Source organism: Spirochaetota bacterium (genome assembly GCA_034190085.1).
GTDB lineage: Bacteria > Spirochaetota > UBA4802 > UBA4802 > JAFGDQ01 > JAXHTS01.
Genome location: JAXHTS010000007.1, coordinates 26,333 through 51,062, shown reverse-complemented (window position 1 = coordinate 51,062; position 24,730 = coordinate 26,333). Strand labels below are relative to the sequence as shown.

The 24,730-nt window shown below is 36.7% G+C and carries 18 protein-coding genes; 12 read left to right on the top strand and 6 right to left on the bottom strand.

Annotation, left to right across the window (positions count from 1 at the left end; all coding sequences use genetic code 11):
• Positions 1 to 132 precede the first annotated feature (132 nt).
• Entirely contained in the window at positions 133 to 2,046 is a 1,914-nt protein-coding gene (gene cloSI, locus SVZ03_01430) for a clostripain (GenBank protein ID MDY6932867.1), read from the top strand.
• 100 nt (positions 2,047 to 2,146) lie between these two features.
• On the opposite strand, the gene SVZ03_01425 is transcribed toward cloSI, so the two are convergent.
• From SVZ03_01425 to SVZ03_01405, 5 genes are all read right to left on the bottom strand, one after another.
• Positions 2,147 to 4,921, bottom strand: coding sequence for a hypothetical protein (locus tag SVZ03_01425; GenBank protein ID MDY6932866.1), 2,775 nt, complete (start codon positions 4,919 to 4,921; stop codon positions 2,147 to 2,149).
• 310 nt (positions 4,922 to 5,231) lie between these two features.
• Positions 5,232 to 5,567 carry a hypothetical protein gene (locus tag SVZ03_01420; GenBank protein ID MDY6932865.1) on the bottom strand — a complete coding sequence of 112 codons (336 nt, stop codon included), beginning with the start codon at positions 5,565 to 5,567 and terminating at the stop codon, positions 5,232 to 5,234.
• A 154-nt stretch (positions 5,568 to 5,721) separates the two neighbouring features.
• Positions 5,722 to 5,886, bottom strand: a complete 165-nt coding sequence (locus tag SVZ03_01415; GenBank protein ID MDY6932864.1) for a hypothetical protein — start codon at positions 5,884 to 5,886, stop codon at positions 5,722 to 5,724.
• A gap of 28 nt (positions 5,887 to 5,914) precedes the next feature.
• The gene (locus SVZ03_01410) at positions 5,915 to 6,790 is read right to left on the bottom strand and encodes a radical SAM protein (GenBank protein ID MDY6932863.1); all 876 of its coding nucleotides are present in this window, start codon (positions 6,788 to 6,790) and stop codon (positions 5,915 to 5,917) included.
• Between the two features lie 9 nt (positions 6,791 to 6,799).
• A complete protein-coding gene (locus tag SVZ03_01405) occupies positions 6,800 to 7,447 on the bottom strand; it encodes a radical SAM protein (protein ID MDY6932862.1) in 648 nt (215 codons plus the stop codon).
• A gap of 617 nt (positions 7,448 to 8,064) precedes the next feature.
• Here SVZ03_01405 and SVZ03_01400 point away from each other — a divergent pair.
• From SVZ03_01400 to SVZ03_01375, 6 genes are all read left to right on the top strand, one after another.
• The gene (locus SVZ03_01400; GenBank protein ID MDY6932861.1) at positions 8,065 to 8,577 is read left to right on the top strand and encodes a cytochrome c3 family protein; all 513 of its coding nucleotides are present in this window, start codon (positions 8,065 to 8,067) and stop codon (positions 8,575 to 8,577) included.
• 59 nt (positions 8,578 to 8,636) lie between these two features.
• Complete coding sequence (locus tag SVZ03_01395; protein ID MDY6932860.1) at positions 8,637 to 10,619, top strand: molybdopterin-dependent oxidoreductase; 1,983 nt, start codon at positions 8,637 to 8,639, stop codon at positions 10,617 to 10,619.
• Positions 10,620 to 10,629: 10 nt separating this feature from the next.
• Positions 10,630 to 11,421, top strand: coding sequence for a 4Fe-4S dicluster domain-containing protein (locus SVZ03_01390; protein MDY6932859.1), 792 nt, complete (start codon positions 10,630 to 10,632; stop codon positions 11,419 to 11,421).
• Positions 11,394 to 12,749, top strand: a complete 1,356-nt coding sequence (gene nrfD, locus SVZ03_01385) for an NrfD/PsrC family molybdoenzyme membrane anchor subunit (GenBank protein ID MDY6932858.1) — start codon at positions 11,394 to 11,396, stop codon at positions 12,747 to 12,749. The genes SVZ03_01390 and nrfD overlap by 28 nt, the downstream gene beginning before the upstream one ends.
• A 519-nt stretch (positions 12,750 to 13,268) precedes the next feature.
• Positions 13,269 to 13,469, top strand: a complete 201-nt coding sequence (locus SVZ03_01380; GenBank protein ID MDY6932857.1) for a hypothetical protein — start codon at positions 13,269 to 13,271, stop codon at positions 13,467 to 13,469.
• Between the two features lie 149 nt (positions 13,470 to 13,618).
• On the top strand, positions 13,619 to 14,074 hold the full coding sequence (locus tag SVZ03_01375; GenBank protein MDY6932856.1) for a DUF3795 domain-containing protein: 456 nt from the start codon (positions 13,619 to 13,621) through the stop codon (positions 14,072 to 14,074).
• Between the two features lie 86 nt (positions 14,075 to 14,160).
• Here the strand turns inward: SVZ03_01375 and SVZ03_01370 are convergent, their stop codons facing one another.
• Positions 14,161 to 14,325, bottom strand: a complete 165-nt coding sequence (locus tag SVZ03_01370; protein MDY6932855.1) for an SDR family NAD(P)-dependent oxidoreductase — start codon at positions 14,323 to 14,325, stop codon at positions 14,161 to 14,163.
• 689 nt (positions 14,326 to 15,014) lie between these two features.
• Between SVZ03_01370 and lon the strand changes: the two genes are divergently transcribed.
• The 5 genes from lon to clpB all read left to right on the top strand — a co-directional run bounded on the left by lon (position 15,015) and on the right by clpB (position 24,675).
• Positions 15,015 to 17,387, top strand: a complete 2,373-nt coding sequence (lon, locus tag SVZ03_01365; protein ID MDY6932854.1) for an endopeptidase La — start codon at positions 15,015 to 15,017, stop codon at positions 17,385 to 17,387.
• A gap of 266 nt (positions 17,388 to 17,653) precedes the next feature.
• Positions 17,654 to 18,529: a phosphatase PAP2 family protein gene (locus SVZ03_01360; protein ID MDY6932853.1), complete on the top strand. Its 876-nt coding sequence runs from the start codon at positions 17,654 to 17,656 to the stop codon at positions 18,527 to 18,529.
• Positions 18,530 to 18,798: 269 nt separating this feature from the next.
• Positions 18,799 to 19,956 (top strand): hypothetical protein, encoded by a 1,158-nt coding sequence (locus SVZ03_01355; GenBank protein MDY6932852.1) that lies wholly within the window; start codon positions 18,799 to 18,801, stop codon positions 19,954 to 19,956.
• Between the two features lie 292 nt (positions 19,957 to 20,248).
• Entirely contained in the window at positions 20,249 to 21,823 is a 1,575-nt protein-coding gene (locus SVZ03_01350) for a VWA domain-containing protein (protein MDY6932851.1), read from the top strand.
• Positions 21,824 to 22,092: 269 nt separating this feature from the next.
• The gene (gene clpB / locus SVZ03_01345; GenBank protein ID MDY6932850.1) at positions 22,093 to 24,675 is read left to right on the top strand and encodes an ATP-dependent chaperone ClpB; all 2,583 of its coding nucleotides are present in this window, start codon (positions 22,093 to 22,095) and stop codon (positions 24,673 to 24,675) included.
• The last annotated feature ends 55 nt before the right edge of the window (positions 24,676 to 24,730 follow it).

Below are 24,730 nucleotides of genomic sequence, written 5' to 3'. Positions count from 1 at the left end.
CTGATTACATCTAATTACAGGATGTTATAGGAAGATATTAACGGCATAGGTGGTTTATTTTCTTTGTTATCAAAAGCAATGCATAGGTTCCCTATATTGATGAATATAATAATTCTACAAGGATAATAATAAATGAGAATAATTGTTAAAATTTATAGGCAGAAGAGCAATTTATTATTAGATGAGATCAATGATCTTGATTTACACAGGTTCATTATCAACCTCTGTTATATCGGTTTTGCATTTTATATGATAGCATGTAATGGAGATGGTGAAGACCTGACCTATGATTACATTGATACACAATCTACATTAGAGGTGTCCAACACAATACCTGAAGATAACGCTTATTTTCCATCTGAGAATTCACGTTCTATTACTGTTCAATTCAACGAGGAAATCGATGGTTCCACTGTAAATTTAGACACATTTAAATTATTGGATGAGAATGGGAATTATATTGAAGGTCGTGTATCCTTTAATTTTGTTACTAACAGAGCGCTTTTTTATGCAAACTCTCCTCTATCAAGGGATACCGTTTATCAGGCTATAGTTACACCGGGAATAAAATCAATTGATGGCAATAGTCTTAAAGGAGACTATAGTTGGCGCTTTTCAACATCAGAACGGGGTTGGACTGTGATGATCTACGCAGATGGGGATAATAATCTTGAAGGATTTCTGTTAGATGATATTAACGAGATGAAGAAGGGTTATGTTAACCTCCAGGGCTTGGATGTTATAGTATTAGTAGATAGAATCGATGGCTATTCCAGAGATGACATTGTATTTGAGGAAGATTTTACAGATACTAGACTATATCGAATTACTAATGGGTGTGTTAAGAGGATTGGGGGAGGGACTGAGTTTCCAGAGATTACGATGAGTTCAGATTATGAGGCGAATATGGGGAATGCTGAGACATTGGGCAAGTTTATTCGTTACTGTAAGAATAATTATCCAGCGCATAATTACGCATTGATACTATGGAATCATGGCAATGGCCTGCGAGGAAGGGAGGCTGTAGATGGCGATGGTCTCAATACTAGGGCTGTTTGCGTTGATGATACAGATGATTATGATTCCCTCTATACTGCGGAGATTACTGATGTGTTAGAGGAATTTGATTCCGTTGATCTGTTGGGATTCGACGCCTGTTTAATGGGTTCAGTTGAGGTTGCTTATCAATATCGCCCGAGTAATATGGACTTTCATGCAGATGTTATGGTTGCCTCTCCGCCTGTGGAGTGGGGACTCGGATGGCAGTACGATAAGATCTTTGAAAGGATAAATCAAGGTGGTGGGGATAATGGAGAGAATGATGAAGTGATGGGTGGTAGTGAGCTGAATTATAGTCCATTAACAATGACTGCTATTGAATTTGGAGGAATAATTGTTGAAGAACAATTTGATTCTACACAACCGAACGAGGAGGGGCAGGCATTGAGCTGTTACGACCTCAGCAGGGTTGATCATGTAAAGGATGCTGTGGATCAACTAGCGACTCATATTGTTGATTGTAATGAAAAGGAGGATTTTGAAGATATTAGGGGGAGCTACCCTTCCCCGGAAACGATGCACTATTTTTATGCTAGTATAGGGGAGTGGATCTCCTATCCCTTCTTCGATATCTATGATCTATGCGATAGGGTGAATGTAAGCAGCAGGTTTAATGACAATCCAATAATACAGACTGATGCCTCAATCGTAATGCAGGCTGTAGATGATATGGTTATCTATTCCTTTGCCGGCAGCGATTACAAGGGTTTTTCCAAGGGTAAGAACGGACTGCATATCTTTTTCACGGATGGCGACAGCCTTACCTATGGCAATCCATCGGAGAGGATTTGGGCTTACCAGTGGTGGTATAATGCAATAGACACTGATAATTGGTGGAATGGCGGTCATTATTATGGAAAGTTGGATTGGTGCCAGGAAGGAGCAATCCAGGGCAATGGTAAGGTTGAAAACTGGTTTGAGATGCTCGATTACTGGTTTGATGAGGATATTGGATTAGATGGCGGGTGGAATGGATATATTTGGTAAGCTGTTCTTCAATTGCCCCATCATCTATTCAGTAATTATAGAAAATCGGTTTATTTCATATTATTGTTTATGAATATATGAAATATTGAAATCATTGGTTTTACAGCATTCCTAGTCCCTTTTCCTTATGTGTAGGAGCATAAGGGGGGGGTAATCCGATCCTGATAGAACGAAACATGGACCCAATCATATGTCGAAAGAATTTATATTTATCCCTTGGGGCTGAACCGGTGAGAATAATAGCATAGTTCCTCCGTGGTATAGTATAAATCTCCATAATGTTATTTTTATTATCCCTGGATAATGTCCATAAATACTCAATACCATCTTTCTTCCCCCATCTCTCCTTAAGCCTGTGATTAGTTGTCTCCTTGAGCCAATGATCCGTAATCTTCCTCGCATCTCTACCTTTCTTTGGTATTTTGACTATATACAGATTAGCGATATCATCGAGACTTATAAATGATCTGATTATCCTTTTTTTGTAATCCCGATCCTTCAGTTCTTCCTTTTCTTCCCATCCATCAGGAATAGAGAGTGAAAGATCAAGTTCACGGATGATTATTGTATTTTGAGGATTAATCTCCTTTTGTGTTGTTCTGTAGCGATCCCATATCCTTCTATTGCGGGTTATTATCAGTTTCTTAATGAGTTTCTTGTCCACTACCGCAAAATTTGATTCATTCATTCTCCAGTCGGCTATTCTTGTTTCATCTTTCCTGCTAAGTTTAAGCCGAATCTCCTTTATGTCATTCTGCGCTGGTCGATTATTTATCACAATATTATTTCTCTTATAAAGTTTAAGGAGGTTCATGATCCTTGATATTGATCTCTCAATCCCCCTCTTCAGATATCTCTTTGTCTCATATTGTATTCTTATCTTCTCAACATTGAATTCCTTCAGGACTGAGATGATTGATTGTTCTTTGATGGAATATTGAAGGGTATTGGAGATATTGCCGGATTTTGCCTGCTCTATGAGCTCTGTAAACTTGTTAGAATAATTTATAAACGCTATCTTGGAATATGTCAGGCTGTCAAATAATATTGCATATTCCTGAACCTTGTCCCATATAAACTCAATCTCGAATTCCGCTAACATTTCCTTATAATTTTTCTCTCTCTGCCTCATCTGTCTTGCATTCATCTCATTCCTTTGAATTAGGGCGGAATATAGTGAATTTATATCATGCTTGGTGATCTTTACGGCATTGATAAGCTCTCTCTTCATTTTTTTTAGCTCAGTTAATTCCTCTTTTTTAAAATGAGATGTATATTTTCGGTGCAGTCCATGGGAATAGCTGATGAAATTGAGAATATTGTTAGTCCTTCTAATAGATAGAGCAAGCCTTTTCATAATTGGTGGAGATAGCTCCAACTCATGTTCAGTAACATCCTTAACGAGTGATTTGATAAAATTCAGATGGCTTATATTCCTCTGTGTTTGTCTTCTATATATTTCAAGAATTCTATGATTTTGTATTTCTTTTGTGTCTGAAACCCATCTTAGAAAATCGATGGATTTTTGTTTATATCCATTTACAGATTTGACTTTATCCTTAAAAATTTTTTTTGCATCAAAAAATTTTCTTTCGTTTGCTATTATAATCTCATTTTTAATCCCATTCCAAGCAATCTTATCATGTAAATCGGTTTTATTATCTTCATCATTCGAAAAAATTGCATTTATTAGGCTTTCTAAAGTAGAAAACAATCTCTTTCCCTCAATAGAAAATTGCTCTTGAGCATTACCTAAATATTTCATTATAATTCTATCAAATTGTATCTCGCAATCACTATAAAATTTGTTATCCTTACTCCCAGTAACGGTGAATAATATCTTCTTCCGTAAATTATCCATATCCTTGAATAATTGAGGCATGTTCGGATCATCAGGTATATTCATTATATATACCCCTTCCTCTGAATCATTGAGTAACATCTCTTCTTTTTGAAGAGGCCTCATATCAAGATGTTGTCTTGACAGGTATTTGAAAAGGGTGTTCTCAAGATCAATGGGATTTTTATAAAAGTTGTGAGCCCTTTGTAGGGAGAGTCTTTTATTAACACCCTCAAACATCTGAATTATCTTCTTATAATGTTCAAAATTCCTTACTATCATGCTGTATATGCCATGCCAGCGGTTTGAGTCAAAAAGAGCCTCTTGGGAAAATTGCATATTGTTGTTAATCTGAAGCTTATCCAGATATTCACTTGATAGAGAAAGAATAATATCACCTAGCTCCTTTGGGGTGATGTTGAATTCTCTTTGCATAAGTTCCTTATGTAAACTTTTCTCTATACTTATAAAAGCATTTTTGGATAACCTTTTCCTATTCATCATCATTCTTCCGACAAACGTCTCCATGGATAGGTATTTCCAATCGACCTTTGTAATATGTTCATTGGTTATTGCTCTTTGGAACTCCTTATTTGATTGATTAAAATGCTCATTTACGGATTTACTTAAGGATTCTTGAACAATATCCACAGTATGATGATAGGTTTGCCTTTCACCAATATTCTTTACAAGATATTCCATGTAATAGAGAGAGAATAATGGATCAAGGATCTTTGTTATGCATTCCTTTATTTCTATTTCGTTGTGTCTTTTTCTCTGATAGGCCAGGGGATCGTTGCTGTTATTTATATTTTCGAATATTTTTAGCATCTCCTGAGTCCTCTCAATCTCATTATCCACTAGGGTAAGAACAGACTTTTCGATTTTGTTATTATTTGATATCGAAATCCTTTCATTGTTAAGATTTTTCAATTCAGTCTTCCACCAACCATGTCTTTGGTTAACGAAACCATTGGATTCATTTGAATATATGAAAATGAGTATTGTGAATAAGGGGATAAAGATATTTTTCATTATAGTTCCTCTATTTGAAATGTTAGCGCTAAACCTAATTTAGCGAGTCTTAAAGGGATAGGGCTACATATATCTTATCGTTAAGATTATCGCTTAGCTTGAGTTACACATGGAGGGGGAAGTTGTGTTCACCCTATTGCTCGATAATAAAGGCAAAGGGTATGCGGATAATGGGGTTTATAAATCAGATATGTATGGATTTACATCAAGTGGGAATTTTTTTTGAATATTATATTAAGGAATTGTATTTATGTTTACGGGATGGCATCTCTAACATTGGTTATAGTATTGGCTGCTATTCAGAGTCATACTAAAAGGGGAACTCATACTCAACGCTTACGCTGCCTTCTGGATCTCTGGTTGAGGCGCCAGTTACAATCCTTTCATCTTCATAAATATATAGTGTAAGCTTGTCTTGAGAGGAATCAAGTTTTCTTACTGTCGCCTTTATATTATCTGGATTAATATAATCTGCTTCCCAGTTGCTATTCCCTTCAATGGTCATCTCGTTTCGGTCAATGTTCACTGAGCCCTGCCAATCCCCAATATATTCAATCACGATCTTTCCATCAATATCCTCCTCGCTGCAGCCCGCAAGAAACGAAAATAATAATAAAATGAGTATTATTTTACTATTGAGAAACATAAGAGCTTCCTCCAAGAGTGATACTTTGATTTTATTCCTTCAAAGTATGTTGGTACAATCTCGGTTTTAGGACAAAAACAAGTAGAGATGGATGTAATATGGTAAAATTGTTGTATCTCTATACCTTATTGTCATATATGTGGTGTCTGTTGTTTTATGATTCTAGTACATACTTATTCAATAAGAAATCGCTCTGTAAGGGTGTAAGATCAAATTTTTGGCTTGCTTCATCTATTAGTTTAGATCTGTCAGCAGCAGGGTTTTGTTTAAGCTCTAAACTAATAAAATGGATAGCCTTCTCCATGGGCTTTGTATTCATTATATTTTTCCCATAAGGATAGTTGTTACTATAGGCCTCTCATATGCTCAGGCTTAAGCACGCTCTCATCCCGTGAACCAATGACTAAACTAATTGTATTCACTATTTCATCTTTGTCATCTGGAAGTGTGGCTCGAATAGGAAGATAGTTTGAGGCGTGATTAGAGGTGAAGAGGCATCTATTCGTTACGTCCATGTTTTCAATAATCACTTTTAGTTCATTTAGCAATTCAAACTTATCTGGCAGTTCAAATTTGGATTCGCGCAGATCTATTTCGAGTTCTGTTGTTGGTATAACCATTAGAGTTAATGCTGACGCATAATCGGGTGACATTCTACCAAGATGCTTTCCCGTATCCACAGCATGCTCAATGGAATTTTTTTTACCGCCAATCCCTAAAAGCACTGTCTGCGAAAGAAGAATGCCAGCCGATTTTACCCTTTCAGCAGCCTCAAGCTGTTGATGAGGAAGAGCGCCCTTCTTAATCTTTCGCAGTATATTCATATTCCCGCTCTCAATCCCTTGATAGATTATGCCTAATCCTGCATCTTTCAACTCCTTTAGCTCATTTATTGATTTTTTGAGAATAGCCTTTGTATTTCCATAGAGTCCAACTCTATGAATAGAGGGATTCTTTTCTTTTAAATATCTTAGTATATCAAGAAGCATACCTGTTGGAACTATTAGGGCGTCCTGCCCAGCCAGAAAGGCGCGATTATATCCCGTATAATATGAGGCCTCGTCAATATCTCTCTTGATTATATCAATATCTTTAATATAGAACATTTTTTCTTTAGGGCTGCTACAAAAAGTGCACCTTGAATGTGAACATCCGACACTAACCTGAATTATCAGACTGTAAGCCTCGCTTGGTGGTCGGATGACAATGCCAACATAGTTCATGTCTCCTCCTTAGCAATGTTTTGGTTCTGCAATTGGCCAGATTATCTTATGTAATTGAATGTTTAATCTGACCTGCAATCTGTCAATAAGTATTAATTCTGCAAGTTCTGAAATAGACATACTATTTAATACAGGAGAAAAATTTATGATAATCTTTTTTTTTCTTAAATATTTTTTCAAGAAATCTTTTGCAAAATTATAGTCATCAATATCCGCTATGACAAATTTTATTTCGTCTTTTTTTGATAGATAATTCAGATTATCGAACATGAATGATGTCACTTCCCCGCTTGAAGGGGTTTTCACATCCAGGATTTTTCTAACTCCGGCCGGAACATTCTTTACACTTAGGCTTCCATTGGTCTCTAATTGAACAGAATATCCGATATCTATCAACCTTTCCATAAGAAATATAGAGTTGATCTGTAATAGAGGTTCACCACCGGTTATTGTTATATGGTTTATGGATTTATGTGATGCCATCTCTTCTATGATTTTTTCTACTGATTTAGTATAGCCCTCAGCTTTGGCATATTCAGTATCGCAATAAATACAGTTTAGATTACAGCCGCATAGCCTTATAAATATAGATGGGAATCCGGCCCTCGAGCTTTCACCCTGAATTGAATAAAATGTCTCGTTTACTAATAAGTCCATGCTAAAAGTAATGAATTTGCTTTTTATATATGTAATCTTAACCAATCCTTAATGGGACTAGCTTTTAAATAAGTATGCCAAGATATTACTAAGATTAGATGATGGAAATCCAGTAAATGGAATATCATATTTTTAGATGAGTAGATTTGATTGAAGGATAGAACTCTTCTTTTGATTAGTCAATCAATAATTCATTCGAATAATAAGAACATTCTCAATATATTCATTCTCACAAGATTGAAGGGATTACTTTTTAGTGTACTTTGAAGGATGAAAAATATTGATCCCCGTAGCGGTTCATAGGGTAAAGATATTTTCAATTATTATGAAAATAATAATAATTGAAATAATGCATAATTTTTTCTATATTTTTGTTGACATTAAAATACCCGATTAGATTATCAAAAAAAGTTGTTAAGAATGGTTTAGTAAAGAATTATTTTTTGAAAATCGAGTTTTACGTCTCTTGTTTTTGTAAAATAAATAGAAGTTATAAAAATTCAACCTTAAAATTTGTACAGCAACATATCCCGATTGAATGAGGGAAGTCCAATGATGTGTTGTTATATTATACCAAAGAGTGATTCATTACATCATAAGGTAAAAGGAGAATATTTGTGAAACGTCTAGCCCTGCTATTTTTCATCCCCTTTATAGTAATTGCCTTTATTTCGTTTATTGTATTTCAAAAAGCCTGTGATTATACAATGAATTTTCAGGCTCAAAAACCTATACCATTCAATCATCAGGCTCATCTATCTGAGTATGATGTAGGGAGTTGCGACACGTGTCATAAGTACTATGATAATGGAAGGTTTATGGGTATCCCTAGTGTTAACGATTGTAAGGATTGTCATAATGGTGAAGATGCAGAAGAGGTGAAAGCTTTTATGAATTATAATGATACTGATATTCCATGGGAACCTTTTTCCAAACAACCTGATCTTGTCTACTTTAGTCATAAGGTTGTCTTGGCATCCCCCAAAAGGGTGGGATGTGCTTCTTGCCATGGAGATAAAGCAAATTCTACTTCAACTGAAAAGATTACTGGTAAAATGAAGATGGGAAGATGTATGGATTGTCATGATGCTCTAAAGATAAGCAATACCTGCGCTGTTTGTCATGATTGACAGGATACAAATTATAATATAAAAGCATACAAAATAATTCAAGAGGAGCAATCGAATTCATGGAAAAAATAGATAGAAAAGATTTTTTATCAATGGCTGGTGGTGTGTTTGCTGGTGGAGCCGTTGGGACGCTTTGTAGTGGGGCTCCCTTTTTATCCTTACAGTGGGTTGTCGAATGGACTCAGGACCAATATGCTTCTGCCAAAGGAAGGGAGGTGTTGGTTAAGAGTAGATGCATAGATTGTGGATCTGATATAACCATCAGGATGATAGGAGATCGGGCGGTCAAGGTTGAAACCTCTAATGCAGGGTGTGCTATGGGTCAGATTGCGCTTCAGGAGTTATATCATCCTGAGAGGATCAAGCAGCCCATGAAAAGGATTGGGAATAAAGGATCGGGTAAGTTTATTCCTGTATCATGGGATACAGCAATCAAGGATATTTCATCAAGAATAACAGACTTAATTAATACCAATAAAACAGATAGCATTGTTGCGATTACAGGTGGAAAGCGAAATGCATCTAACCTGCTTGTTGAGAGGTTAGTTAGTTCTACAGGTAGTTCTAAGGTCTTCTTTGAGCCATCCCTGAATACAATATCCAATGCCGCAGTGAAGATTACACAAAGGTTGGATGGTTGTCTGGACTATGATTTTGAGAATGCAGATTATATTATTAGTTTTGGAGCAAGGATTTTGGAGGGGTGGGGAGATACGGCGCGGATTCACAAGGCCTTTGCAAATTGGAAAAGAAGGCGAGTGAAATTTGTACATATTGATACACTCTGCACAAGAACCGCTTCTATAGCGGATAATTGGATTCCCATAAGGCCTGGAACTGAGGGTGTATTGGCATTAGGGATTGCTCATCATCTCATAAAGATGGGCAAGCGCTCCAGCGGATCCTATTTTTCCAGTTGGTCTCAGATAGTCATCAATCAGTACACCCCTGATAGGGTATCCAAGATTACTGGGATAAGTGAAGATGAAATTGAAAAGCTTGCGAAAGAGTTCGCTTCTGCCAGAAGACCTTTAGCGGTTGCCGGAAAGGGTGGTGTTGAGGTCTCCTCATCGATTGCAGAGGTTATTGCGGTTCAGTCTTTGAACAACCTCGTAAATAACTTTAATAAAAGGGGTGGGGTCTCTGTTAGGTTGAACAATACACTTGGCAGATATGCAACCTCTTCAAATAAGGCAAAGGGACTCGATGATTTTATAAAAAATGTTGATGACATTGGAATCTTAATAATAAATGAGGCCAATCCAGTTCACCGTAGTGTATATGGAAAGCTTTTTTCGCAAAAGATGAAAAATATCCCAATGGTCGTTTCAATGACACCACTTGTTAACGATACAGCCCATTATTCAGATTATATACTACCAACCATTTCATCTATAGAGATGGCAACCTCAAGGAGTAATGAACCGGTAGCGCCGAGATATGAATCATTGCATGCTGGCGATATTATTCTTAAAATCGCTAGGGAGATTAAATCGATTAAACATCTATTCCCTGTGGATAGTTATAAGGATATTATCAAGCTTTCGGAAAAGGTTGAGATAAGGGAAGCGACCAATTATGCATTTCCAATTAAGCTTTTCAAGAATTATTATACTAAAATAACTGAAATGGTTGAAGGTGAGTCAGAATATCCTCTGACATTAATACCATATGAGATTCGATTAGTTGGTGATGGGAGCGGACTTGCTTTCCCTTATGTCCTAAAGAGCATTGATGGGAAAACCCTTTCCGGAAAAAGGTTATGGGTAGAGATGAATCCCATTACCGCAAAGAAGCATGGTGTCTCTGAGGGTTCTTCGATTGATATCATCTCAAGCAGAGGAGAAATTGAAGGGCTTAAGGTTCACCTAACCAAAACTGTTGCTCCTGAGGTGGTTGCTATCCCACTTGGATTCGGTCATGATGATTATACCAAATATGCTGAACACAAAGGGATCAATCCAAAGAGAATTATGTCTGATGATATAGATCCTATTTCTGGAATTGCTGATTGGTGGCATACGAGGATCAAAATTAGCTAAGAGGTGAATTATGAAAAGAAGGGAATTGGGAATGATGAAGAGGAAATGGGGGATGGTCATAGATTTAGACAAATGTACGGGATGTGGCATGTGTGAGGTCGCATGTATGCAGGAAAACAACATGCCAATATTTGAGGATGATTCCAATATTCCCAAGAGAGTATCCTTTCTGACGTTAATGAAGGTTACCAATGATCGAGAGAATGATTTGGAATACGGTGATGTTAAGGTTGTATACATTCCAAAGATGTGTCAGCAATGCGAAAACCCATCTTGTGTTTCTGTATGTCCTGTTACAGCAACGGATATTGGTGATGATGGAGTTGTAAGCCAAATATGGTCGAGATGTTTTGGATGCAGGTATTGTATCGCGGCATGTCCCTATGAGGCTAGAGTATTCAACTGGTGGAAACCCAGATATGAATGTACCTTTAAAGAATCACTCAATCCTGATGTTTCAATAGCATCAAGGGGTACTGTCGTGAAATGTACTTTTTGCAGCCACATCTGGAAGAGGGAGAGAGATAAGGCTGTTGCAAAAGGAATTACAGATATTAATGCGGTGGAGTACACACCTGCATGTGTTTCAGCATGTCCCACAGAGGCAATAGTATTTGGCGATCTGAATGATCCTACTACAAGGATTTCAAAACTTATTAAGAGCAATCGGGCATTTAGGTTGGTGCATACAGTTGATGAATGGGAGGAAAGTAAAAAGCAGAAGTTGAAGAAACTGTATCCGGAACCAAAGGTATATTATTTAACAAGCCATGAATGGATCCGCAAGATGATGCGGTTTTAATAAACTCCCAAAAGAGAAGAAGGAGATACACAGTGAATGGAATAATCGTTTTAGGGAAGCAAATTTTTCAAATAGGTATGTTAGCCGTTGATAGTGTTGTAGGAGAGTTTTTCAGTTACTCAAAGAAGGTGAAAATTAGCATATTTATCTTGCTTATATTTGCTGCAGGTTTTGCATTTGCGGGCCTTCAGGTAATTCTTTTGGGTTTAGGCTTTACTGATTTAAACAACATTATGGGTTGGGGGATCTGGATAGCTGGGGACTTGAGCCTTATTGTCCTTGGTGGAGGGGCCTTTTTCACTTCATTTATATTATACATCTTTAGAAGGGATGAGTTCCAACCAATCATTAACTCTGCAATTTTGATTGGTCTTCTCTGTTATGCTTTTACATTCATGTTTCTTCTTTTTGATGTTGGTCAGCCTTTAAGGGTTCCATTCGCTTACATATACCCCAACTGGGGTGAGCATCTCCTGCCAAACTCCATGCTAACAGAGGTTATTTTCTGTATTACTTTATACTTTACGATATTAGTAATTGAATTTACGCCAATAGTGCTTGAGCATCCATTTCTGGATAAAAATCCAATAATACATAAAATTACTCATTATATGCATAAATTGATGTGGATAGCAGCAGCTGTTGGAACATTTCTTTCATTCTTTCATCAGGGTTCTTTGGGGGGTACATATGGAATTCTCTTTGCAAAGCCCGGCTGGTATAGGCCTGAGGTATTTACTCACATCCCGCATACCTTCTTCATATTTGTTCTATCAGCCGTCTCTGTTGGTCCTTCATTTACTGTTTTAGTGACTTGGTTTGCTGGAAAGATGAAAAAGGTTGAGGTTGTACCTTTCAAAACATATGTAAGTCTTGCGCGTGTATCAGGTTTTATGTTCATTATTTATTTTATCTACAGGATGTGGGATGTCTATAGCATGTCTGCCGAGTTCGTGCCATTATTTGATAGAAGTTATTTGGATTTGTGGGGCGGGCCATTTGGACTGTGGATGTTAGTCCTTGAATTGGTAGCGTGTTTTATCCCTGTGATATTGCTAAATATTAGAAAATTTAGAGAGACTGAAAAGACTTTAATAATCGGTGTGGGATCAGCAACCCTAGGTATGATAATGAACAGAGTAAACGCTACAATACATGGTTTTTCAGTACCCAATTTTCCATGGAAGGAATTCCAATCCTATAGTCCAACGGTGCAGGAGTGGTTTCTTACCCTGGGCATCTTTGCCAGTATGGCTTTAGTATATATGTTGTGTTCAAAATATCTTCCTCTTTACCCAAATATAGAAAAACAGGAGAAGGTTGCTTAGAGAGATATTAGGGAATATTCTATTTCATTACATTTTAGACATTTTCTTATTATCCAAATAGTTTGCAGAAAGAATACAAATTATATGATTTGAATAAATCGATTTAGATTTCACTGAATAAAGAATAATTAAAGCAATAATTTTTTCAAAGCAAACATAACTGCAAATAAGACATAAGCCCTCTCCACCTCCTCTGACGGTGGAGAGGGCTTATGTCTTTTACTATTTAAAGAGTTTAAAAAGGACGAAAATTGAAGAAAATGTCATATAAGGATTTTAATAGATAATTTTCAAATTATATTGACAACCTGTAAGTTGAAATTTACCTAAAGAGCATTATGAGAGATAAATGTTAGAGATCTATTAACTGTAGTGGATAGTGAAATTGAAACTATAATATGAAAGTCTTATTTTGTTGGATTTACTTTTCCACTCAGATTCCCTGAACCAGATGATTATGAAAAATGGTTCTCTCAGGTTGGTTTAAAAACTGAACGAATTGAACTGATCCCAAAGGACATGAAACATAAGGGCAAAGATGTCTTAGCGGGTTATATTAGTTCAACATGGCTTCCGTTTACTGAAAGAGTCCCTGATAAACTAAAGGAATCATTTATTAGTAATGTTGTAAACGCTTACCTCAAGATTCATCTCATCGATAAAGACGGATTTACATATGTGCATATGATGCGTCTTGAAGTTAAGGCATGTCAAAAGTAATTGACTTTGATTTTGTTGGTGGAAGTTCAGTGGATTTCTTCGTGAGATGAGGTTTCGGGATAGAATTTGAATTGGCAAGTCATCAGCATCTATGCTGTGTACTTGGGCACAATTAAGTGAATATGAGCCATAGAGTAAGGGGGATTGGAATGGTTGAAAGAGATGACCTCATTGCTTTTTGCGGTCTCTATTGTGATGATTGTTTTGGATATAAAGGTAAGATTGCTGATTTGGCAAGGGACCTTAGAAAGGAGTTACGACAAGAAAAGTTTGATAGAATTGTTGACGGCATACCCTTTAAGGAGTTTCGCAACTATAAAGAATGCTATGACGTCTTGGGGGCTCTTGTAAGATTAAGGTGTAAAAATGCATGTAGGGGAGGTGGAGGGAATCCATTCTGTAAAATCAGGAAATGTTGTCAGAAGATGGAAATTGTTGGTTGTTGGGAATGCAATGAATTTGAAAAATGTGAAAAACTGGATTTTTTAAAAGTAAACCATGGTGATGCTCATTTGAAAAATCTCAGAATAATTAATAAAAAGGGAGTAGATGAGTTTTTTTATGGAAAAAAATATTGGTATACAGTGATTAAAGAAAAAAAATAGTTTTGTAGGATTTATTTTAGTATGTAAGAGTTAATATTTACTTCCAATGTCTTCAAGTAATCCTCATCCTCCACATTTAGAAAGAATCATCCGCGAACTATGCTGGCATTGTTGACTAAAATGTCAATGTCTCCTATAACCAGTGTTACTCTATTTGCTGTTTTATAAACAATAGCTCTGTCTGTTATATCAACCTGATAACCAAAAACCTTTGCTCCCAATTCTTCTAACCCAGTTTTAGCTTCCTTCAGTTATTTTTTATTGATATCCCATAGCACCAGTTTAGCTTTGTACTTTTCCAAATAAAGTCCCATCCCCATTGCACTGCCAATTGTTTATTGAGTCGCTTCTCAGCTATTCGATTTAGTAAATAATATAAATTAAAGCTGGACAATATAAAAGAATGAGGAATAATGTTGATTAAGGGAGACATCTCACTTCTAGACGGTTACTATTGATGTTCATAATTTGCGGTAATTCAGGGTATTTGAGGAGATTCTAATAAATATGGATAATTGTATATGGAAATGTGCAGATAGGGCTTCTTCATAGCTAAGGGCTGTATTGAGTTATAAGTATATGTTTCCAAATATACTTTTTTTTAAACAAATATTAACATTATAATTTTATTTATAATTGTAACCTTTGATAATGAATATTTTCTCATCAAATGATAAGGAAGCAATAAACATGAATAGTATCTTAAAAAAATTAGCTTTAATAAATCTAGATATTTTATATTCAATAAACTTTATTTGTTTGGCTGGAATCATATATGGAATTTTTTAATTTTTCTCAGTGGAAATGTTTAAAAAACAAGAATGTAATAATCACCGATATACTCATTAAGCGTAAATATTTTCCAATGAAAAGAGAAATTTTCAAGGTATGAATATTCGGTCAAGTATAAAGTATAATAAAAAGGAGCATCACAATATTGATGGATGAATCTAAGAATAACGAAGAGAATAAGCATTTAGTATTGCCATCCGAGGTTTTACCAGAGGTTATTCCAATTATTCCTGTATATCAACGACCAGTCTTTCCTGGGATGGTAATCCCTGTTGTGCTCAATGGACCAACATTGCTTGAGACAACTCGGCAGATTGTCTCGAAAGAGAATAAGATCGGTGGTATTGTCTTAATTAAAAATCAACATGATGGCACAATTGTATCAGAAGACCTCTATCAAGTGGGAGTAACTGTAAAGATATTAAAGGTTGTTCCAATAGATGAAGGCACTATTCAGATGACCATAAATGCGCTACATAGATTCACTCTCACTGAAGTAATGAATGATGAACCTGGAATACTTTGGAAGGTTTCTCATTATATCGAGAAGGATTTGAAATCAACGGATGAAATAAGAACATATTCAATGGCGATTATTTCAGCTTTAAAAGAGCTTATTAAGTCCAATTCACTTTTTCAGGAGGAGTTGAAATTATTCTTAAACAGGTTTACCATGGAGGATCCAGGTAAACTTTCAGATTTTGTAGCATCAATGACCTCTGCCGAACCACATGAAGTACAGGAGATATTAGAGACATTTAATGTAAAAAAGAGAGCAGAGAAGGTGCTTATTCTTTTGAGAAAGGAGATGGAGCTTAGTAAGCTTCAACAAAAGATAACCAAACAGATTGAAGAGAAGCTTTCAAAAAATCAGAAGGAATTCTTTTTACGCGAGCAGCTAAAAGAGATAAAAAAGGAATTGGGACTTACAAAAGATGAAAAGACTTCTGAGATTGAAAAATTTGAAGAGAGAATAGAGAAACTCAAACTCACTGAAGAGGCAGCAAATAAGATTGATGAAGAACTCAATAAGATGAAGTTGCTTGAGCCAAATTCTCCAGAATATGGTGTGAGTAGGAATTATTTGGATTGGTTAACCTCCCTTCCCTGGGGTATATATTCTGAGGATAATTATGATATTCAAAAGGCAAAATTAGTATTGGATCGTGATCATTATGGTCTGGATGATGTAAAGGAGAGAATACTTGAATTTATTAGCACTGGAAAGATGAAGGGGAATCTTTCCGGTTCTATCATATGTTTTTTGGGGCCACCTGGGGTTGGCAAAACTTCCATAGGTAAATCAGTAGCTGAAGCCTTAAATAGAAAGTTCTTCAGATTTTCACTCGGCGGTATGAGGGATGAGGCAGAGATAAAGGGCCATAGAAGAACATACATTGGAGCAATGCCAGGGAAGATCATTCAAACCCTGAAACTTGTTCAGACAGCAAACCCTGTTATTATGTTGGATGAGATTGACAAGCTTGGAGTTAGCTTTCAGGGTGATCCAGCTTCAGCCCTTTTAGAGGTCCTTGACCCGGAACAGAATTCTCAATTTCTCGATCATTACTTGGATGTGAGATTTGATCTATCCAATATTCTTTTTATCATGACAGCAAATCAACCTGATACCATTCCCCCGCCGCTACTTGATAGGATGGAGATAATGAAGCTGTCAGGATATATTTTAGAAGAAAAGTTTCAGATTGCTAAAAGATACCTTATCCCAAAGCAGCTAAAAGAGCATGGTTTGAAAAAGGGGATGGTCAAGGTGGACAATAAGGCAATTAAAAAGGTTATTAGTGGGTATGCCAGGGAGGCAGGTGTAAGAAGTGTTGAGAATAACATAAAAAAAATTATGAGAAAATCCACAAGGAAGTTTGCTGAAGGGGAGGAAGAAACAATCCAGGTAAATGTCGACAATATTGAAGATTTTTTAGGTAAGCCAAGATTTACAGATGAATCCTTGTATGACAAGAAAATACCAGGTGTAGTTATGGGATTGGCCTGGACAAGTCTCGGAGGGACAACATTATATGTAGAGGCTACAGCTATGCCCTCAAAGACAAAGGGCTATAAACAAACGGGGCAACTTGGCGATGTTATGAAAGAATCTACTGAGATCGCCTATTCATATATACATTCCATGGCAGAGGAGTATAGTATAAGTAAGGATTTTTTCGAAACTCATTATATTCACCTTCATGTGCCTGCTGGCGCGACACCTAAGGATGGACCCTCTGCGGGGATAACAATGGCCACTGCGCTCTATTCTCTTGCAAAGGATAAACCTATTAAAAAGCAGATCGCAATGACTGGCGAGCTTACTATTACTGGCAAGGTTCTACCCATTGGTGGTGTAAAAGAAAAGACCATTGCCGCAAAGAGAGCAAAGGTAAAGACGATAATCTTCCCCATGGAAAATATGAAAGACTTTGACGAACTACCAGATCACATTAAAAAGGGAATTGATGCGCATTTTATAAATTATTTCGATGAAATTTTGGAGATAGTTTATTAGAATTGTCTTCATTTTTGTTTTTATGGACTTCAATCAAAAGCAAATATCTACTTGTGAAAATTCTATGTTGATATTATAATAATAGAGTAGTTTTATTGATCTCACATTAGGGTATGATTGGGAGTGCATATCTCCTCATAAATATCAGTTAATCTTGCTTCGTTGGAAATAATTGTAATATATGCCTATAAGATTATCCATTTATTTCTCATTGACATACCTGAGAAGGGAGAGGGAGATAAAAGCTATAAAAAGGAGAAATTTTATTGGATCAGGTTCAGCAATGGGGAATTGATGTAATAATTGCTATTCAGCAATACAGAACACCATATCTTGATTACTTCTTTAAGGTCATCACTACATTAGGGGATAGCATCTTCTATCTTATATTTTTGCCGATTATATTTTGGTGCTCTAATACAAGGGTATCTGTTCGTCTCTTCGCAATATTCTTTCTTTCAAGCTGGATCAATTCTGAACTCAAGAACATCTTTGAACAACCACGTCCCTACAATCTGAATCCCGACGTTAAGATTGGAGAAACAGGTGGACCGGGGCTTCCCAGTGGTCATGCTCAGGGGTCTTTCATTTTATGGACCTATCTTGCCTGCTGGGTACAAAAGGGTTGGTTTTATGCCTTTTCTGTGTCAATTATAATTCTTATCGCTTTTTCACGTGTTTATTTAGGTGTTCACTTCCCCACAGATATTTTAGGAGGTTGGATAATTGCATGCCTGCTACTACTTGCTTTTTATGGTTCAATTGAAAAAATTGAAAAATGGCTCAAAAACCTTACACTTATTCAGGGAATGTTAATCACTTTTACAATACCTTTCCTCTTAGCGCTAATGCTTCCAACAAAGTGGTCTGTCTCTCCAATGGCACTGTTGGCTGGATTTGGTCCGGCCTTCTATATTGAGCGTAAGTATGTCAAATTTGATAGAACCGGCAACCTCCTGCAGTTGTTATTGCGCTGTGCAATAGGTATTCCAATGCTTATAGCTCTGCATTTTAGTTTGGGATTAGTTGCTATTGATGGAGTCGCTATGGGGTTGGTTTCTGTTTTTATTCATTTTTTTGTTATCGGCATATGGATAAGTCTATGCTCCCCTTGGATATTCAGCAGGATTAGATTTCTATAATCTAATAGTATAAACCCCTCATCAGCCTGTTGATCTTCCTGACCCGCTTAATATTTCCCCAAAAAAATAAATGTATCAAATGTAAGGGAAACAGATTTTATCACAAAGGTCAGCTGTTATTTATATAGTATATCAGATTAATTCATTCTGATAGTAACTTTTTAATTGATTTTCCCATATAAATTAATAAATTTAGTCATCTTTCGTATTGTTTTGGATGATATTTCTATGTTTTGTTAAGTATTTATGAATTGTGGAACAATTGCTCAATGAATGATTTTACAGTAATATCATACTCAAGTTCAAATACCAATAATCTTCTATCACTCACAGAGTCCAGATCGAGATATATGCTTCCCTTTGGGGGAAGATATCGGGTGGTTGATTTCACAATTAGGAATTCCATTTCCTCCGGCGCTCGAAAAACAATAATATATAACAACTGTGAGGATGAACTCGAATCATATGTTGAGCACTATGGGCCCTTTAAGAATATGAAATTCCCTTTAATAAAGGTGGTCTCACGGGAGTATTCCGATATGAGGTTCTGCTACAATCTCATTCTTGATAGCAATACAGCCTATTATATCATATATAATGGAGATAATCCTTCTGTAATTGACTTTACTCAGTTATTCAAGGTATATAAGAAGATGAGATCATCTGCTGTTCTTTTTAAGCTGAAGATTTCAGGAAAGGCGACTATGGCACATACGGTTCTTGTAATTAATCAGAAGGGTCTAATGAAGATTATTAACTCTGCAATTGAAGAAGATAGCAGATCTCCAAATATTTTTGAAATGATAATTAACATTCTAACGAATAAGGGTATTAAGAGTGATATAATAGATGCTTATTACTGGCCAGTAAAAAATATACCAGAATATTATTATATCAATATGGATATTCTTAGAGATCCGACATTATTAAAGCTTTTATGTAGTGAATCCTTGATGAGGGGTTTTATAAATAATGATAGAGCGGCTAAGGTTGGGATAAAGGCTAATATATTAAACTCATTTATATCCGATAACTGTCAGATTTTTGGGACAGTCATAAACTCAATTATATTTCCTGGAGTCGAGATTGGGGAAATGTCCATTGTAAAGGATTCAATTGTGTTGCCTTTTACACGCATCGGTGCTGGCGTTAGGATAATCAAGTCTCTAATAGACGAGCGGACTGACTTTAATACTGAAAAGGATCATCTTAATATTGGTGATGGTTGTATAATTGGCACAAGGGATAATCAAATAAAGAATAATGATTTTCCCAGATCAGTTTTTGGTAGTATAACCTTAATTGGTAAAGATTGTACAATCCCTGAGGGAGCTAAAATAGGCGGCGCTTGTTATATCGCTTCAGGTAAGGGCGAGAAATTTTTTTCAAAGACTAGACATCTATATAATGGATTATCAATTGCATAATAGCGGCTTTGCCATAAATGAATTAATTGAAGGCATTGTTTAATAAACCTAGAATCTATTTAAGAAGATTTAGGAAGATGAAAGAGGATATTGTAGAAATGGATTTCACATATCTCAGGTTTTATTGCTGGGATTATTTTTCATCGGTTTTTTGTGAAAAGATAGGTTGAATGATATGAAAAGAGTTTTTTTTATAATTATAATAGACTTATTATTTGTATTTATCACAAGAGCCTATTCTGAGGTTGCCGTCATCCCCTTCAAAATGATTAACCCATCTAGGAGTAATCCAATGGGAATGGGAAAAGAGTATGCAAAGCTTCTTGGCGCGGCTATATCAATTAAAAAGGGATTAGAGATATATCCCCCGACCCAATTGCAGACGTTTTTACATAAATTATCATTAAATCCCCAGCGGTCTATAACAGAAGAAGACCTGCAAATCTTAAGCAGGGCTATACATTCTGATTATTTTTTGCTTGGGGGTCTGTCTTGGGTAAAGGATTTATATCTATCTGAGAGTATTTTGTATTCGATTAGGGATCAAAGAATCGTATCACGCAGCCGTGAAAAATCCAACAGTCTCCTTCAATTAGCAGAGAAGGAGGTCGCAAGTATCTTTTATAATTATACTGACAAGACCATGGGGGAGACGCCTGACCTATGCCTAGATGTTGCTCTTTTGATCGATATTTCTCATTCCATTAGGAGTGAGTGGAGATCAGTAAATAATGGAGTATTAGATTTATCACGAAGTATTTTTGATATATGGAATATTAACTCAAGGGTGAATATTGTCCCTATGTCCACAGATCATTCTTATGATGAAAATTTGATGTATCACACTTCCCTTTTTAAGATTAAAAAGGGATTATCAAACTTGAAGCCAGGCGGCATTTGTTCGACTCAAATTCTTGAAAAGGCTCTTGCCAATACGCTGAATAATAGCTTTTGGCGGGATAATTCAGATAAGATAATTATTGTCGTCATGAATTCAATCCTTCAAAGTGGGAGGTTTTTAGAGAGATTTGCATTGAGGGCAAGGGGAAGGGGTATTCAAATATTTACAATTGGACTTGGGTGGATGAGTCATAAATCAATGGAAATACTAGAGCGATTATCGATTATAGGGAAGGGGCTTCACTTTGCAGCATCCTACCATCAGAGGCTTTTCGACACATCAGCCAGGATTATAGATATATTTATGGAATCTGGAAGATTGTTTCATGGACGAATCCATAGGAATATGTGGGAGGATGGCCTGTTTGAGAGTGCTGATGCTGTAAAAGCGGGGGATGTTGGGATGCCGAAGAGTTATTTGAGTGAGATATTATATGATGAAGCCAAATATCAAATTAATGCCTACAATATGTCAGGATTTTATTCGATTCTAACTGGGATGAATATTATCAAGACATATCAATTGGAGAATAATGTTTCAGTATTATTGAGTAAAGTTGGTTATCACTTCCTGGAGACGGAATACAAAACTCCAGTAAAGAAAACACTTGGACGAGTTCTTCTTGTAGATGAAAAAATATCCTTTTGGGTTGATGTTGTAAATAAGGGGGATATGGATTTTTTTGAAAGATTGGTATTCTTGAAACATTACTTTATACTTGGTGTGTCCCTGCAGGAGAAGCCAGGAGAACCATATGGGATTACGTTTAATCCCTATCATTTTGTTACTAATCTCTCTGGAGAGTATATACCTGATTTAATAAGGATCAATCTAAAAGAGATAGTTCAGCGTTCGGATTACTATATGAGTAATGGGTTATGTTATCCTCCTATATGGTTTATCAAAGTAAAGGCTGAACAAATAATTAGGAATAAACCTGTTAATGATATACGAGATCAAGGGTAAGGATTAGACGAATAAAGGGATTAGTAAACAGAATGATGGGATTGTTGATTTAGTCTGTTGGTTTCATAAATCAGTTAGATCATTATATTTTTTCAATTTGATAATAGGGAAAGAATTCTTTTATTTTAAGTTTTTAGGATAGACTTGTTGACGATTTGATATTAATTTGTTATAATAATACCGGGCGACTGTTAGCACTCTGTATTGATGAGTGCTAACAGTCGCCAATGGTAATTCTAACTTAATTAGGTTTATGGAGGGGCTAATTTATGAGAATGGATAAACTGACGCTAAAAGCACAGGATATTATATATAACGCACAAAATATTGCCACAGAGAATAATCATCAGGAGATTCAACCTGAGCATCTTTTAAAGGCTCTGATCGTTCAGGATGGAGGAATATTTAATTCTATTGCTCAAAAAATTGGAGTTTCCTCATATGAAATAAAGGATGAGGTTGATAGAGCCATTGCCTCGCTCCCCAAACAGATTGGAGCGGGTCCTGGCGGCGGTTCAATGTCAATGTCTTTGTCTGATGTTCTCAATAATGCATGGGATGAGGCTGTTAATCTTAAGGATGAATATCTCAGCACAGAACACCTGATACTCTCCCTCTCCTCGAAGGGGAATACTAAATCCAAAACTATTTTAAATGCACATGGTTTTACCAAAGAGAATATTTTGAAGGTTCTCATGGATATTCGTGGCAGCAAGAGGGCGACAGACGAGAGCGCTGAAGAGAAGTACAACGCCCTAGAGAGGTATGCCAGAGACCTGACCAGATTAGTAAGGATGAACAAGCTGGATCCGGTAATTGGGAGGGATGAAGAGATCAGAAGGGTAATGCAGGTCTTGACCCGAAGAACCAAGAACAATCCTGTATTGATTGGGGAGCCTGGGGTTGGCAAGACTGCGATAGTTGAGGGGCTTGCACAGAGGATCGTAGTTGGTGATGTTCCGGAGGGGTTGAAAAACAAGAGAATCGCGGCATTGGATATGGGAGCGCTTGTTGCTGGAGCAAAATACAGGGGAGAATTTGAGGAGAGACTGAAAGCCGTTATTCTGGAGATTGAGGAATCAGAGGGCGATGTAATCCTCTTTATTGACGAGCTTCATACCCTAATAGGGGCTGGGGCTGCTGAGGGTTCTATGGATGCCTCGAACATGTTGAAACCTGCTTTGGCAAGGGGAGAGCTTAGATGTATTGGCGCGACAACCCTTGGTGAGTATCAAAAGTATATCGAAAAGGATAAGGCGCTTGAGAGAAGATTCCAGCCAGTCTACACCAAGGAGCCAAGTGTTGAGGATACCATTGCCATCTTAAGGGGATTGAAGGAGAAATATGAGGTGCATCATGGTGTCAGGATATCTGACTCCGCTGTTATTGCGGCTGCTAAGCTCTCTAACAGATATATTACCGATAGGTTTCTGCCAGATAAGGCAGTGGACCTTATTGACGAATCCGCTTCTCTCATAAGGATGGAGATTGACTCATTACCCATAGAGCTTGATGAGATAGAGAGGAAAATAAGACAGCTCACAATAGAGAGGGAGGCGATAAAGAAGGAAAAGGATGATATTTCAAAGGAAAGACTCCAAAAGATTGAAGAGGATCTAGCAAATCTAAATGAGAAAAAGAATGAGTTAGTTGGCCAGTGGAGGAATGAGAAGGAGGTGATATCAGAGATTAGAACGATCAAGGAGAATATCGAGAGATTGAAGATTGAGGAACAGAAAGCTGAGAGAGAGGGTAATCTCAATCTTGTCGCTGAGATAAGATATGGCAAGATTATTGAGCTTGAAAAGAGAATGAAAGGGATGAATGATAAGCTTGCTAATATTCAGAGCGATAGGAAGCTCTTAAAAGAGGAGGTGACTGAGCAGGAGATCGCTGCTGTAGTGTCGAGATGGACTGGGATTCCAGTTAATAAGATGCTTGAGGGGGATAAGGAGAAGATTCTGCATATGGAGGCTGTGCTAGGTCGTAGGGTGGTTGGACAGGACGAGGCGATAATTGCAATATCCGATGCAGTGAGGAGATCTCGATCCGGCATTCAGGATATAAATAGACCCATAGGATCATTTATCTTCCTAGGCCCTACTGGTGTTGGGAAGACCGAAACAGCGAAGGCTGTAGCAGAGTTTTTATTCAATGATGAGAAGGCTATAACCAGGATTGATATGTCTGAATATATGGAAAAGCACTCTGTGGCGAGGTTAATTGGTGCTCCCCCAGGATATGTAGGATATGATGAAGGGGGGCAGCTTACGGAGTCTGTCCGAAGAAGGCCATATTCAATAATACTATTTGATGAGATTGAGAAGGCTCATACAGATGTCTTCAACATTTTTTTACAGATTCTTGATGAGGGAAGACTAACTGATTCAAAGGGTCGTACTGTTGATTTTAAAAACACCCTTATTATTATGACCTCCAATATCGGAACATCATATATTGCAGATGCATCTATACCAATGGAGGAGCGAGAGAGGGGTGTGGAGCAGGAGCTTAAACTCCGCTTTAAGCCAGAGTTTTTGAACAGGGTTGATGAGATAATTATATTTAATCCTCTTACTAAAGATAATATCAGAAATATAGTAAAATTACAGCTAAATCTCCTTGCAAAGAGTCTTAAAGAGCAAAGGGGTATTACACTTAAACTCACAGAGAGGGCTATTGATTACCTTGTAGATATTGGATATGATCCTCAGTTTGGAGCCAGACCCCTAAAAAGGGCAATTCAAAAGCATCTTCTAAATCAGCTTTCAGTTAAGTTATTGAGTGGCGATATTATGGGAGAAGAAAATATTATGATTGACAGCGATAAGAAATCCCTAGTCTTTAGTTGACTTTGATCAATTTATGTTGTATATTATGCAGATTTGGACAGATCAACCCCTTTTG

Coding starts and splice junctions, on each gene's coding strand:
- SVZ03_01420 (MDY6932865.1), bottom strand. CDS start 5,567: ATGTTTCTCAATAGTAAAATAATACTCATTTTATTATTATTTTCGTTT.
- clpB (MDY6932850.1), top strand. CDS start 22,093: ATGAGAATGGATAAACTGACGCTAAAAGCACAGGATATTATATATAAC.
- SVZ03_01355 (MDY6932852.1), top strand. CDS start 18,799: ATGAATGATTTTACAGTAATATCATACTCAAGTTCAAATACCAATAAT.
- SVZ03_01380 (MDY6932857.1), top strand. CDS start 13,269: ATGAAACATAAGGGCAAAGATGTCTTAGCGGGTTATATTAGTTCAACA.
- nrfD (MDY6932858.1), top strand. CDS start 11,394: ATGGATCCGCAAGATGATGCGGTTTTAATAAACTCCCAAAAGAGAAGA.
- SVZ03_01395 (MDY6932860.1), top strand. CDS start 8,637: ATGGAAAAAATAGATAGAAAAGATTTTTTATCAATGGCTGGTGGTGTG.
- SVZ03_01375 (MDY6932856.1), top strand. CDS start 13,619: ATGGTTGAAAGAGATGACCTCATTGCTTTTTGCGGTCTCTATTGTGAT.
- SVZ03_01425 (MDY6932866.1), bottom strand. CDS start 4,921: ATGAAAAATATCTTTATCCCCTTATTCACAATACTCATTTTCATATAT.
- cloSI (MDY6932867.1), top strand. CDS start 133: ATGAGAATAATTGTTAAAATTTATAGGCAGAAGAGCAATTTATTATTA.
- SVZ03_01350 (MDY6932851.1), top strand. CDS start 20,249: ATGGGAATGGGAAAAGAGTATGCAAAGCTTCTTGGCGCGGCTATATCA.
- SVZ03_01410 (MDY6932863.1), bottom strand. CDS start 6,790: ATGAACTATGTTGGCATTGTCATCCGACCACCAAGCGAGGCTTACAGT.
- SVZ03_01405 (MDY6932862.1), bottom strand. CDS start 7,447: ATGGACTTATTAGTAAACGAGACATTTTATTCAATTCAGGGTGAAAGC.
- SVZ03_01390 (MDY6932859.1), top strand. CDS start 10,630: ATGAAAAGAAGGGAATTGGGAATGATGAAGAGGAAATGGGGGATGGTC.
- SVZ03_01415 (MDY6932864.1), bottom strand. CDS start 5,886: ATGAATACAAAGCCCATGGAGAAGGCTATCCATTTTATTAGTTTAGAG.
- lon (MDY6932854.1), top strand. CDS start 15,015: ATGGATGAATCTAAGAATAACGAAGAGAATAAGCATTTAGTATTGCCA.